This window comes from Acetobacter sp., from assembly GCF_052102375.1.
Classification (GTDB): Bacteria; Pseudomonadota; Alphaproteobacteria; order Acetobacterales; family Acetobacteraceae; genus Acetobacter.
Genome location: NZ_JBQDXI010000014.1, coordinates 59339 through 72665 on the forward strand (window position 1 = coordinate 59339; position 13327 = coordinate 72665).

Consider the following 13327-nt stretch of genomic DNA (forward strand, 5'->3'; position numbering starts at 1 on the left):
GACGAGCACCATAAAAAACAAGGATCGCGCATGCGGCTGAAATGGAAAATAGGGCTGTTGGCTGGGGCTGCCGTTGTGCTGCTTGGCGGCGGCAGCGTTGTCTCTGCTTTGCAGGATGCCAACTGGCTGCGTGTGCGCCTTGCTTCAGCAGTGGAGGAGCGTACCGGGCATCACCTCACGATTGACCGCTTACATGTGTGGATTCTGCCTTTCCCTTGGGTGGAGGCACGGGGTGTCAGGCTTTCTGGAGTGGAAGATGGCGGGCCGGATCTGTTGACAGCAGACTCGGTCCGGGCGCGTCTGGCGCTCTTGCCTCTTTTCCATCATCGTATTGTTCTGAACGATGTCAGCCTGACGCAGCCACATATTCTGTTGCGCCGCTTGGCAGATGGTCGGGCGGACTGGCAGGTCGCGCCGAATGAGGCATCGTCTGATGCAGGTGCCAGTGGTACGGGGCCTGCGGGCGGTCAGCTCCATTGGAATTTAGGTATCTCAGCCCTGCAAATTACCAAAGGTGAGGTGCGCTGGCAGGATGATATGCGGCGTTGGTCAGGTTGGTTGCCCTTGACCGCCCTGCATCTGAAAGACCTCGAGGGTGATCATCCAGCACTGAATGCGACAATCGTGCGGGATAAAAGCGTGGTTACCGTTACAGGCGGTACAGGCCGCCTGATGCCAGCTACGGCAGAGACACTCCCTGTGGAACTGAAGGTTGCTTTCAAGCAGGATGGCCATCCGGCAGGTCTGGCGCATATTGATGGCACGATAACTGACCCGGCAGGCAAGCGCAGTTATACGGTCAATTTTGGTGGCTCTTTGGCGCAGCTACAGTCTCTTCAGGCTTTTTTTCCACATGCAGGTTTGCCGCAAGGGCAGAATATTTCTGTTGATGGCATTGTGGGCGGAGAGGGTGCAGAGCCTGTGTTGCAGGGGCTGTATGCGCGGAGTGGCGCGGTTGACCTCTCACAGTTTCTTCCGGGCGCAAGTCTGGGGCGGCTGATGCTGGATGCAACACAACCGACCGATAAAATGGCTTTGGTTGTGGATGGCAAGCTTGGTGCGCAGGATCTTGGTGTACGAGGCACCTTGGGTACGCTGGCGCAACTTACAGCGCTGACGCTGGACCCGGCTCATGCCGAAACCCCAGCGGAACTCATGGTGCTGGATGGAGCCTCCAACCTGCGAATTGCAGGCACTCTTGGCGGTGGCCATTCAGCATTGGATATTCATGGCGTACTGGGGCGTCTGGCGTTGGGAGACGGCCGCCCGACTATCGAAGATCTGAAGGCTGATGGCCATGTTGAGGCTGCAGATACGCTCGGCCTTATCCGTAAACATGCGGCACCAGATGTCGTGCGTGGGCTGAGTGGTGTTGTGGATGTTCAAACCCCGCACATTACATGGCAGGGGCAGACATGGACGGATTTTACAACGCATGTCGTTGTGCATGATGCCCGTTTAACAGCAGACCCCATGACCGCGCAGGGTAGTGGGGTGCAGCAGTCTGGCCGTTTTACTTATTCTGCGGCCCAGCCTGTGCCTGAAATAGAGGTTTCTGCGCGTCCGGTGTTACTGCCTGTTGGTATTATGCAGCAATGGCTGGGTGCCCCTGACCTGGTGCAGGGTATTGTGACTTTGGTAGGCACGGTATCTGCACACGGTACGGATGCGGCTACCATACGCCAAACCATCACGGGCCATATAGGAGCCTCCATTGTGGATGGCACCTTAGGTGGTGCCGCGCTGAGAACGCTGCTTGGTCCGCAGGTGCCTGTAAAAGGTAAGATGCCTGTCCGGTGTTTTGGGACACATATGCAGGTGTCCGGTGGGGTGGCTACGCTCGACCTGCTGGGGCTGGAGAGTGATTTTCTGTCACTGCACGGGCATGGCACTGTGGGGCTGGAAGATCATGCTCTTAACCTGCATCTCTCTCCGCATGTGCAACTGGGGGGTACGTCTGCCGGGTCGGACGTGCAGGTTACAGGAACATTTGCTGCGCCTGTTCCTAAAATGGAACCGGCTTATAGCGGCCGATACGGCATTACCATTGGCGGTGATGACGGTGGCGAAGATAGCTGCCCAGCTCTGCTCTCTGCTGCGCGGGAAGGGGCTGCCGGACCTGCTGCATCGGCTCCCAGAAAAGGAAAAGAAGGTAAGGTTATGAACATGCTGCGCGGGTTGGGACTGTTTCAGTGACAGAGGCTATCAAACCACCGGTGGCAGCGCCTGCCGGGCGTAAGCGTTTCTGGAAGCAGGCAGATGTGGTGCCGGAAGCTGGTGGCTATACAGTGCAGCTTGACGGCAAGCCTGTCCGTCTGCCGGGTAGAACCCTCCTGAATGTTGAAAGCCGTGCATTGGCGGACGCACTGGCCGCCGAGTGGCAAGAGGCTGGCCAACAAGTGGGGGGTATGTTCCGTCCGGAAGATTTGCCTCTTACCGGCATCGCAGGCTCCATGTTGGAGCGCATTCCAGCAGAGCGTGATGGTGTGCTGGAAAGCCTGCTCGCTTACGCGGGGAGTGATCTTCTATGCTATAGGGCGGAAAGCTGGTCGCCACTGGCCCGTATGCAGCAAGAACAGTGGGATCGTTGGCTGACATGGTGTCGTGAAGCGTGGGGGGCGGACCTGCGCGTGTCGGAAGGTCTTATGCCTATTACGCAGCCGCCTGAGGCTCTCTCCCGTTTGCGACAGGTGCTGGAGCAGGCGTCTCCTGCAGAGTTGGCGGTTATGGGGGTAACGGTTCCGGCTCTGGGCAGCTTTGTGCTGGGGCTTGCCGCGGCCAAGGCCGATGTCTCGGCTGAAGAACTGGCGGCCTGCGCGACATTGGATGAACAGGCACAAATGAGGCAGTGGGGAGAGGACGCCGAGATTACGGACCGGATAGCGGCCTTGGTTCGGGATGTTTCTGATGCAAAACGCTTTATGGCTCTAGCGCGAACCAAGTAAAGCTATTGGTGTCGCGTTTGAGATATAGCTGCCACGAATTTGCCTTTTAACGCCCTTATGACCTCTGCCATGTCACTCGAATGGTGCGCCATTTGTATTTGAGATTGGTATGAGAGGAGGGCCTCATGCAGCCTAACACGACTCTGTGCCCAGCAGAAATTGCCAAACCTGTCAGATCGAGCCGTAGCCGGATTCAGGCGCGCGCGGCTCATATTTTTGCGACTTGTGCCATGGGGTCATGGTTTTTGCTTGGCATTATCCCGGTTGTGGTCATTCTTTACTCCTTTAGTTGAGCGTAAAGTCTGGTAGGGTCTGACGGTCGCGCATGATGTGCGTGGCTGCGCCCTGCGTTGATCGTGTCAAGCAAAGGTTTGTAACCCATGAAATACAGGACTGGATTTCTCGTTGGAGCCGCTCTGATAGGGGTGTCCGTTACGGCGCTGCCTGCCATGGCTGCCCCACGTCCGGCTGGGCCTTTTATGGCAGGGCCAGGAACACCCGTGTGGGGTGGGCCTGCCATGTTGGAAGGGATTGACCTGACCAAACAGCAGCAGAAAAAAATTCAAACCATCCTGCAACAGGCAGGGGATCAGGACCAGACCGACACAATCCGGGATGATCTGGGCCGGGTCCGTCGGCAGATTCAGGATATCCTGAGTGAGCCGGGGCAACTTGACCGCCCTAAAATTCAGGCGCTTTTGCAGCAGCAGGCTACCCTGCGCGCTGAACAGGAAGCCCGCCACCTTGATGTTGCAGAACAAATTCATGATGCGCTCACTCCTGAGCAGCTTTCTGCAATCAAGGCTCGTCAGGCCAAGATTCGGGATCTGATGGACCAGTTGCGGGAAGTGCAGCACCCGGTTCCGCAAGCCAGCAGCAACTAGAAGACCAGAAGTTTCTTGACAGACGGAGGGGGGTGCCTTAACCCCTCTCTCAATTCACAGGACCGCCACCTCGCGAGTGTTCGCGCAGTGGCGTGTTTTCTTATGGAGTAACAGGCTATTGTTCGAGGCTCTCTCAGGTAGGCTTTCCGGGGTTTTTGATGGACTCGCCAAACGTGGCGCGCTGTCAGAGGCTGATGTTCTGGAAGCAATGCGCGAAGTCCGTCTGGCTATGCTGGACGCAGACGTTGCGCTGCCTGTGGTCAAGGACTTTGTTAACAAGGTTAAGGAACGCGCTGTAGGGGTAGAGGTGCTGGACAGCATTTCTCCCGGTCAGGCTGTTGCTAAAATTGTTAACGATGCCCTGATTGATGCCTTGGGCGGCGCGGGTGCTGTGCCGCTTAACCTGAACGCAGCAGCGCCAGTGCCAGTGCTTATGGTGGGTTTGCAGGGGTCTGGTAAAACCACGACATCCGGTAAAATTGCCCTGCGCCTGAAAACGCGCGAGCGTAAGAAGGTTCTGCTGGCGTCTCTGGATACGCAGCGGCCTGCCGCGCAGTTGCAGTTGGCGCAGTTGGCCGAGCAGGTTGGTGTGCCATCTCTGCCTATCGTTGCTGACCAGACACCCGTTGAAATTGCTCATCGCGCAATGGACACTGGTCGCCGTGAAGGGTTTGACGTTGTCATTCTCGATACGGCCGGGCGTCTCTCCATAGACGAAGCGTTGATGGAAGAGGTGCGGCAGGTCCGTGCTGCAACGCAGCCTGCTGAGACCCTGCTGGTTGTCGATGCCATGACCGGGCAGGACGCCGTGAACACCGCAAAAGCCTTTAACGAGGCTGTGGGTGTAACCGGTGTTGTCATGACCCGTATGGATGGTGACGCCCGTGGTGGTGCAGCCCTGTCCATGAAGGCCATTACCGGCGCGCCGATTAAACTGACCGGCTCTGGCGAAAAGCTGGATGCGCTGGAAGAATTCCACCCCGAACGTGTTGCTGGCCGTATTCTCGGTCTTGGCGATATTGCCGGGTTGGTTGAAAAAGCGGCAGATACGCTGGATCATGAAGAAGGCGAACGCCTGGCCAAGAAAATGATGGCTGGCAAGTTCGATCTTGATGACTATGCGTCTCAGATCCGCCAGATCAACAAGCTTGGGTCTATTTCCGGCATCATGGGTATGCTGCCGGGCATGGGTAAGCTGAAGGAGGCAATGGGCGACAAGGAGCTTGATACGTCCATCCTCAAAAAGCATCAGGCAATTATTTCATCCATGACCAAGGGTGAGCGGAAAAATCCCGCCATCATCAAGGCTTCACGCAAAAAGCGTATTGCCGCCGGGTCTGGAACCACCGTTCAGGAGGTCAACAAGCTGCTCAAGCAGTTTGATATGATGTCCGACATGATGAAGCGCTTTAACAAGCTTGGCGTGAAAGGTCTCATGCGCCAGGGAATGTCCGCGCTCATGCCTAAAGGAATGGGTGGAGGGCCATCTGGTGGTGGCCGTCCCTTCCGCTAAGCGACCTGTTTCTATTTCAAGTTTTTCTGGGTTTGGAGAAGTCTGAATGAGTCTTAAAATTCGTCTTGCCCGCGCAGGTGCCAAGAAGCGTCCTTACTACCACATCGTTGTGGCAGACAGCCGCTCACCGCGTGATGGCCGTTTCATTGAAAAAGTGGGTGCTTATAACCCCATGCTGCCGTCTGAACATGCTGACCGCATCCGTCTGGTTGAAGAACGCATCACGCATTGGCTGTCTCAGGGTGCACAGCCTACCGACCGTGTAGCTCGCTTCCTGGGTAATGCTGGTCTGGCTCCTAAGCCTGCTTTCCGTGAACAGCCAAAGCAGGCTGCTCCTAAGAAGAAAGCTCAGGAACGTGCAGCTGCTGAAGCCGCAGCCTGAGGCTGAAGTCGAGCAAGCCAGATTATGCGTCCAGACCTTATTCTAATTGGTGTTGTTGGAAGGCCACATGGTGTGCGCGGCCTTGTGCATGTGCACAGCTATGCAGCCGACCCAATGGCGCTTGAGGATTATGAGGTCTTGCAGGATGAGCAGGGGCGGCATTGGTCCCTGCGTTGGCGTGGAGCAGAAGGCGTGGCGGAATTGCGGGATGCGCAAGACCGTCCGGTAACTGACCGCACAGCCGCGCAGGCACTTGTGAATACGCGCCTTTACGTTGCCCGCAATGCTCTGCCTGAGCCGGAAGAAGAAGAATTCTACCACTCCGATTTGATCGGGATGGAGGCTCAGGAAGAAGGGCAGTCTCTTGGTCGTGTTGTCATCGTGCATGACTACGGCGCAGGGGCTAGTCTGGAGCTTGAGGGCGGAGTGCTCGTCCCGTTCACACGGGCCTGTGTGCCGCATGTGGATGTTGCTAAACGTGTTTTGATTATTGTTCGTCCGACCGAAGTGTCGGGTGAAGAAGGGCAGGGCGTTGGCAAGGCAGTAAAGCAGAGTGCGGAGGAGCCGTCAGCGTGAGTTGGCAGGCAACTGTTCTAACCCTTTTCCCGGAGATGTTTCCGGGGCCGCTTGGGCTGTCACTGGCCGGGCGCGCGCTTGAAACAGGTGTGTGGTCCTGCCGCACACATGATCTTAGGCAGCATGGGTTGGGGCGACACCGCGCGGTGGATGATACGCCATTTGGCGGTGGGGCAGGTATGGTGATCCGGGCAGATGTGGCAGATGCCGCGCTCTCGGCCCTTGATGCCCCTAAAGAGATGCCACGTTTGTTTATGACACCACGTGGGTATCCTCTGCGCCAGAAGGATGTCAGCCGTTATGCACAAGGCCCCGGTGTGGTGCTGATGTGCGGGCGCTTTGAAGGTGTGGACGAGCGTGTGCTGAACGCTCACTCAGTTGAGCAGGTCTCCATAGGAGATTATGTTTTGTCTGGGGGAGAAACGGCAGCTCTGGTTTTGCTGGACGCGTGTGTCCGGCTGTTACCCGGCGTAATGGGGAGCCACGAAAGCGGGGTTGAGGAAAGCTTTTCCGACGGCCTGCTTGAATACCCGCATTACACACGCCCCGCCACATGGCAGGGGCATGACGTGCCGGAAGTCCTGCTCTCGGGCAACCATGCGGCAATAGCGGCATGGCGGCAGAAACAGGCTGAAGAGATAACGCGGGAAAGACGGCCGGACCTGTGGTCTGCCTGGCTGGCTCGCAGGGAAAAGAATGAGGCTGCGACCGGACTGTCCGGTCAGGTACGCCAAACTGGGCTTTGAGGAAGGATACGGATATGAACATCATTCAGCAGTATGAAGCTGCCGAAATTGCGCGTCTTTCAGCAGAACGCGCTGTGCCGGAATTTGCAGCAGGTGACACCGTGCGCGTTTCCGTGCGCGTTGTCGAAGGTGAACGTAAGCGCGTACAGGCTTTTGAAGGTGTGGTTATTGCCCGCTCCAACAAAGGTCTGAACAGCAACTTCACCGTGCGCAAAATCTCCAACGGTGAAGGCGTGGAACGTGTGTTCCCGCTGTACGCACCAACCATTGCAGAAATCAAGGTTGTACGCCGCGGTAAAGTGCGTCGTGCAAAACTTTACTATCTGCGTGGCCGTAGCGGTAAGTCTGCCCGTATTGCTGAACGTCCGCGTGACGTTGTGGCTCCGGCAGCTGCTGGCTAACATCTGGCAGCCCTGCTTAATTTAAAGTAGACTGCTTTGATGACTAAACCCGGCTGGGCGTATGCCCGCCGGGTCTTTGTGTAGTATTGAAGATGAAGGCGCGGGTTTTTCATCTGCCAGAGTGTCAGGTCTGTCTTCTACCTGCCTGCCCTTGTTGAAAAGGGTCGATACGCCGCGCACTCGTTTGTGCTGCCCGCCGGGTAAAGTTCAACGCCAGACCCTATCTGTGCAACCGCACCGTTTCATGAAAGGGGAGGGCCATGGCGCCGCGTACGTTGTTCGACAAAATCTGGGACCACCACGTTGTCGAGACTCTACCGGATGGTACCTCTATCCTTTATATTGACCGTCATCTTGTTCATGAGGTGACAAGCCCGCAGGCTTTTGAGGGGCTGCGTCTTGCTGGCCGCCGCCTGCGTCACCCGGAAATGACAGTGGCCGTTGTGGACCATAACGTGCCCACCTCTGACCGTAGCCAGCCGATTGAAGAACCCGAAAGCCGCAACCAGATTGAAACGCTGGAACGCAACGTCAAGGAATTTGGTGTTCCATATTTTCCGTTGCTGTCCGCCAATCAGGGTATTGTGCACGTTGTCGGGCCTGAGCAGGGTATTTCTCTACCCGGCATGACCATTGTATGTGGTGATTCGCACACCTCTACCCACGGTGCCATGGGCGCACTGGCATTTGGTATCGGGACATCAGAAGTTGAGCATGTGATGGCCACGCAGACCATCCTGCAACGTCCAGCCAAAAACATGCGCGTGACGGTTGAAGGAACACCCGGTCCCGGTGTGTCTGCCAAGGACATCATGCTGGCCATTATCGGCCATGTCGGCACGGCAGGCGGTACAGGCCATGTTATGGAATTTGCTGGCTCTGCTATCCGTGGTCTGGACATGGCTGGCCGTATGACCCTGTGCAATATGTCCATTGAAGCCGGGGCTCGTGCCGGGTTGGTAGCACCAGACGATACCACGTTTGAGTATGTAAAAGGCCGCCCCTTTGCCCCGAAAGGGGACGATTTTGACAAGGCCGTGGCGTACTGGCGCACTTTGTCTACCGATGACGGTGCCCATTTTGACAAGGAAGTTACGCTACGGGCAGAAGATATTGCCCCTAGCCTGACATGGGGCACCAGCCCTGAAACGGTCTTGGCCATTACGGAGACAGTCCCAGATCCTGCACTGGAACAGGATGAAGCCAAACGCGCTCAAATGGTGCGGATGCTTGACTATATGGGGTTGGAAGCTGGCCAGAAGATTGCAGGAACGCCGGTGGACGTGGTGTTCATAGGGTCTTGCACAAATAGCCGGATTGAAGACCTGCGCGCAGCAGCGCAGATCGCAGCGGGCCGTAAAGTAGCTGAGGGCGTGCGCGCCATGATTGTTCCGGGTTCTGGTCTGGTCAAACGTCAGGCGGAAGAGGAAGGTCTGGACAAGATCTTTCTGGATGCCGGGTTTGAATGGCGTGAAGCGGGATGCTCCATGTGCCTGGGTATGAACCCTGACCGTCTGACGCCGGGGCAGCGGTGTGCCTCAACGTCCAACCGCAACTTTGAAGGCCGACAGGGACCGGGGGGGCGTACTCACTTGCTGTCTCCTGCCATGGCTGCGGCTGCGGCTGTAACTGGCTGCCTGACAGATGTAAGGGAACTGGCATAATGGATAAGTTTACGGTTCTGTCTGCTGTGGCTGCGGCGCTGCCGGAAGCCAATATTGATACAGACAAAATTATCCCGGCGCGTTTCCTTAAAACTACCCAGCGCACAGGCTTGGGCAAGCATGCATTTGATAGCATGCGTTATCGTCCGGATGGGTCTGAAAACCCGGATTTTGTCCTTAACCGGATGCCGTGGCGTAAGGCTGAGATCCTGATAACGCATGAAAACCTCGGCTGTGGTTCCTCACGAGAGCATGCGCCATGGGCGCTCCTCGACTTCGGGATACGCTGCGTTATTGCACCGTCTTTTGCAGATATTTTTTTCAATAACTGCTTCAAGAACGGTATTTTGCCGGTATGCCTGCCACGTGATGTCTGTGACGCCCTGATGGGTGATGCGGCAATGGGCAGCAATGCTCGCCTGACGATTGATCTGCCGCGTCAGGTTGTTATCCGTCCTGATGGCGAAGAGGTGCCGTTTGAGATTGACCCTTTCCGTAAGCACATGCTGCTGGAAGGTCTGGACGATATTGGCCAGACTCTTCAGCATGAAGGGGAGATCAAAACGTTTGAAAGCCAGGTTGCGCAAGAACGCCCCTGGATGCCTGCAATTTCTATTGATTAATCTGTTTGGAGAGTTCCATGTCCAGCCAGCCTACTAAAAAGCTGCTTATTCTGCCGGGTGACGGTATTGGCCCGGAAGTTATGCAGGAAGTGCGCCATATTATTTCCTGGTTGGAAGCAAACCGCGGGCTTTCCTTTGATATCAGTGAAGATCTGGTGGGTGGAGCCTCTCTGGCACAATATGGCGAGCCACTGCGTGATGAGGTGGTTGAAAAAGCTCGCGCGGCAGATGCCGTTCTGTTTGGCTCCGTAGGTGACCCGCGCTGGAACCATGTGGGTTTTGACAAACGTCCTGAGCTTGCCATCCTGAAACTTCGTCAGGAACTGGCGCTGTTTGCCAATCTGCGTCCGGCAAAAGTCTTTGATGCTCTGGTGGATGCCAGCACGTTGAAGCCTGATGTGGTGCGTGGTCTGGATATTATGATCGTGCGTGAGACTGTGGGGGGTATCTATTTTGGTAACCCACGCGGGATTGAAACCCTGCCAGATGGCAGCAAGCGCGGCATCAACACAGAAGTTTACACCACAGCAGAAATTGAGCGTGTAGCCCGCGTGGCATTTGATCTGGCGCGTAAACGGTCTAACCGTGTCTGTTCCGTTGAGAAATGCAACGTGATGGAAAGCGGTCTCTTGTGGAAAGAGGTTGTGACAGACCTGCATGCGCGTGAGTATCAGGACGTTGAACTCTCCCACATGCTAGCCGATAACTGCGCTATGCAGTTGGTGCGTAACCCGCGCCAGTTTGATGTTTTGGTAACAGGCAACCTGTTTGGTGACCTGCTGTCAGACCTTGCATCCATGCTAACAGGCAGCCTTGGTATGCTTCCTTCCGCGACTCTGGGTGCGGTTGATAGTGAAGGTCGTTGCCCTGCTCTGTATGAGCCCATTCACGGAAGTGCGCCTGATATTGCTGGTCAGGGGATTGCCAACCCGATTGCACAGATACTCTCTTTCGCCATGCTGTTGCGTTACTCCCTGAACATGCAGGCCGAAGCTGTATTGGTTGAAGACGCCGTGTCCGCCGTACTGGCCAAAGGCTTACGGACCGCAGACATTATGAGTGACGGGAAAACACGTGTCAGCACCTCGGAAATGGGTGCAGCAATTGTGAACGCACTTGGTAACGTGCAGGCCTGAGGCCTGCACATCTCCTCTTCCACAGTAAACTAGGAAAGAGGGTATGGCGGTTAGTGTCAAGGCCGCCATTTCAAAAGGCTTTTTCTAGGAATAGCCAAAAATACGCATAGTTTCAGATGAGCAACGACATCGCGCGCTCTTTGCGGTAAAGTGCTGAAATTATTGCGACACTCTGTACAGAATAAGGAGCATTCTTAATGCGTCTGGGACGTTGGATATTGACGTGCGCGGCATCAGCGCTGGTTATGGCTGGTGCCGCTGCTCATGCTGAAACTCAAACAGGCGGGGCGCAGAAAGACACTTCTTTTCTGAACGATATTCACGGGAAGCAGGCGTTGGAATGGGTGCGGGCACAAAACCACCACACCACTTCCACGCTGGAAAAAGACAAGCGCTATGAAGGTTTCTACAAAAGCACCCTAGCAGTGCTTCAGGCACCTGACCGGCTTGCAGCCCCGCAACTGCTGGCGGGTGGCATCTGGAATTTCTGGCAGGATGCCCAGCACCCACATGGCATCTGGCGTGCAGCGTCTGATCAGTCTTACCTCTCTACGGCACCGGCTTGGCAGACCAAGCTCGACATTGATGCGCTGGCAGCAAAAGACCACGTGAATTGGGTTTTTAAAGGCGCAGACTGTCTGGCACCAGCAGATGAAAAATGCCTGGTTATTCTCTCCAATGGGGGAGAGGACGCTGATACGCTTCGTGAGTACGACACACGCACCGGCGAGTTTGTACCAAACGGCTTTACCTTTTCCCGCTCCAAACAACAGGAAGCTTGGGTAGACGAGAACACGGTGCTGTTGGCGCGGGAGTGGGATGATAAAGGGGCAAGCCTGACGCCGTCCGGATATCCTTTTATTGTGAAAAAAATGGTGCGCGGTGCAGCTCCGGGGCAGGAAAAGGAAGTGTATCGTGGTGCGCCATCAGACATGATGGTTGCCCCCATGACCCTGACGGATGGTGATGGAAACAAGTTGGTTCTGATCCAGCGGAACCAGACCTTTTTTGAGTCACACTATGCCGTGGTGGAAGGTGACACGCTGCGCTGGCTTAAATTGCCTGCGAAAAGTGAAATTCACGGTCTGCTCAAAGGTCGTCTTGTGCTCTCTGTACAGGAAGACTGGAAGCCGGAAGGAATGCCACTCGTTCCCGCCGGTAGTCTTGTTTCTGTAGATCCAAAGAATACGGAACGTGGTGTGGAAGTCATTTTCACGCCAGATCCCTCCCAGTCCATTGATCAGGTGGGTGTCACCAAAAATACTGTTCTTGTCAGTCTGTTTGACAATGTGCGTGGTCGCGCCATGCGGTTTACAGCTGTGCAGCCTGGGCGCCCCTGGAGCGGCCAGGTTTTGGATCTGCCGGATATGGCGTCCATCCATATTGTTGATACCGACAAACAGTCCGACAAGGCTTTCCTGAGCGTTGAAAGCTACCTTGAGCCTGAACAGCTCTGGCTGCTGGAAGAGGGGGGGCAACCGCATAAAGTTAAAAGTGCGCCTGCACGCTTCAAGTCTGCTGACCTTCAGACAGAGCAATTCTGGGCTCAATCCCCAGATGGCACACGGATACCGTACTTTGTTGTTCATAAGCGCAACATGAAGCTGAACGGTGTTAACCCAACTTTGCTGACGGCTTATGGTGGTTTTCAGGTTTCTTATACACCGACTTATGCGCCGGAAGTTGGTAAGCTCTGGCTGGAGCGCGGTGGTGTGTATGTTGTTGCCAATATTCGTGGCGGTGGTGAATTTGGCCCGCAATGGCACGAAGTAGGGCGCAAGTCCGGCCGCCAGAAAGTGTATGATGATTTTGCAGCAGTTGGTCAGGATCTGATCGCACGTAAAATCACCAGCACAGCGCATTTGGGTATTCGCGGCCGGTCCAACGGGGGACTGCTGGCTGGGGCTGAAATGGTGCAGCATCCGGACCTCTGGAACGCAGTTATTATAGGCGTGCCTTTGCTGGACATGGAAAATTTTGAAACCATGTCTGCTGGTGCATCATGGGCTGACGAATACGGGTCAATGTCTGTGCCGAAAGAAGCAGATTTTTTGAAAAAGATTTCCCCACTGCATCACCTCAAGGCTGATGTCACCTACCCAACGCCTTTCATCTTTACGGCGACAAGTGATGATAGGGTAGGGCCAGTTCATGCCCGACGGTTTGCCGCGAAGCTGGAAGCGTTTAAAAAACCGTTTTTCTATTATGAAGATATAGAAGGCGGCCACTCAGGCACCGTAAATGCACCGGAAGTGGCGCATGAGAGAGCGCTGGAAGCGGTTTATCTTTCTCACCGTTTGATGGACAAACAACACTAAGCCGCAACACGAGTAACACGTTGAATCAGCCCCCTTTCACAAGAAGGGGGCTTTTTTATGCGTAGGTTTTACAGTGGAATTTCCCACGACGCGGAAATCTCACAGAAGGGTTGTACATCGGGTTAGATTATGAAAAAGT

At 55.5% G+C, this 13327-nt stretch carries 13 protein-coding genes; all 13 read left to right on the forward strand.

What is annotated here, in order from left to right; genetic code table 11:
• Window positions 1-30 precede the first annotated feature (30 nt).
• The 13 genes from ACTIDN_RS08045 to ACTIDN_RS08105 all read left to right on the forward strand — a co-directional run bounded on the left by ACTIDN_RS08045 (window position 31) and on the right by ACTIDN_RS08105 (window position 13188).
• Complete coding sequence (locus tag ACTIDN_RS08045) at window positions 31-2196, forward strand: AsmA family protein (protein WP_441376634.1); 2166 nt, start codon at window positions 31-33, stop codon at window positions 2194-2196.
• Entirely contained in the window at window positions 2193-2945 is a 753-nt protein-coding gene (locus ACTIDN_RS08050) for an ATP12 family chaperone protein (RefSeq protein WP_441376635.1), read from the forward strand. Before ACTIDN_RS08045 ends, ACTIDN_RS08050 begins: the two co-directional genes overlap by 4 nt.
• A 125-nt stretch (window positions 2946-3070) precedes the next feature.
• Window positions 3071-3238, forward strand: coding sequence for a hypothetical protein (locus ACTIDN_RS08055; protein WP_158319789.1), 168 nt, complete (start codon window positions 3071-3073; stop codon window positions 3236-3238).
• Between the two features lie 87 nt (window positions 3239-3325).
• Window positions 3326-3829, forward strand: a complete 504-nt coding sequence (locus ACTIDN_RS08060) for a Spy/CpxP family protein refolding chaperone (protein WP_441376636.1) — start codon at window positions 3326-3328, stop codon at window positions 3827-3829.
• Window positions 3830-3947: 118 nt separating this feature from the next.
• Window positions 3948-5342 (forward strand): signal recognition particle protein, encoded by a 1395-nt coding sequence (ffh, locus tag ACTIDN_RS08065; protein ID WP_441376637.1) that lies wholly within the window; start codon window positions 3948-3950, stop codon window positions 5340-5342.
• Between the two features lie 46 nt (window positions 5343-5388).
• Window positions 5389-5724 (forward strand): 30S ribosomal protein S16, encoded by a 336-nt coding sequence (gene rpsP, locus ACTIDN_RS08070; protein ID WP_441376638.1) that lies wholly within the window; start codon window positions 5389-5391, stop codon window positions 5722-5724.
• 24 nt (window positions 5725-5748) lie between these two features.
• Window positions 5749-6300 carry a ribosome maturation factor RimM gene (gene rimM, locus ACTIDN_RS08075; RefSeq protein ID WP_441376639.1) on the forward strand — a complete coding sequence of 184 codons (552 nt, stop codon included), beginning with the start codon at window positions 5749-5751 and terminating at the stop codon, window positions 6298-6300.
• Complete coding sequence (trmD, locus tag ACTIDN_RS08080) at window positions 6297-7046, forward strand: tRNA (guanosine(37)-N1)-methyltransferase TrmD (RefSeq protein WP_441376640.1); 750 nt, start codon at window positions 6297-6299, stop codon at window positions 7044-7046. The genes rimM and trmD overlap by 4 nt, the downstream gene beginning before the upstream one ends.
• Window positions 7047-7060: 14 nt before the next feature.
• Window positions 7061-7447, forward strand: a complete 387-nt coding sequence (gene rplS, locus ACTIDN_RS08085) for a 50S ribosomal protein L19 (RefSeq protein WP_048838765.1) — start codon at window positions 7061-7063, stop codon at window positions 7445-7447.
• A 260-nt stretch (window positions 7448-7707) separates the two neighbouring features.
• The gene (gene leuC, locus ACTIDN_RS08090) at window positions 7708-9111 is read left to right on the forward strand and encodes a 3-isopropylmalate dehydratase large subunit (RefSeq protein WP_441376641.1); all 1404 of its coding nucleotides are present in this window, start codon (window positions 7708-7710) and stop codon (window positions 9109-9111) included.
• Entirely contained in the window at window positions 9111-9734 is a 624-nt protein-coding gene (gene leuD / locus ACTIDN_RS08095; protein ID WP_415507936.1) for a 3-isopropylmalate dehydratase small subunit, read from the forward strand. Before leuC ends, leuD begins: the two co-directional genes overlap by 1 nt.
• A 17-nt stretch (window positions 9735-9751) precedes the next feature.
• A complete protein-coding gene (gene leuB / locus ACTIDN_RS08100; protein WP_415507937.1) occupies window positions 9752-10870 on the forward strand; it encodes a 3-isopropylmalate dehydrogenase in 1119 nt (372 codons plus the stop codon).
• Window positions 10871-11067: 197 nt separating this feature from the next.
• A complete protein-coding gene (locus tag ACTIDN_RS08105) occupies window positions 11068-13188 on the forward strand; it encodes a prolyl oligopeptidase family serine peptidase (protein ID WP_441376642.1) in 2121 nt (706 codons plus the stop codon).
• The last annotated feature ends 139 nt before the right edge of the window (window positions 13189-13327 follow it).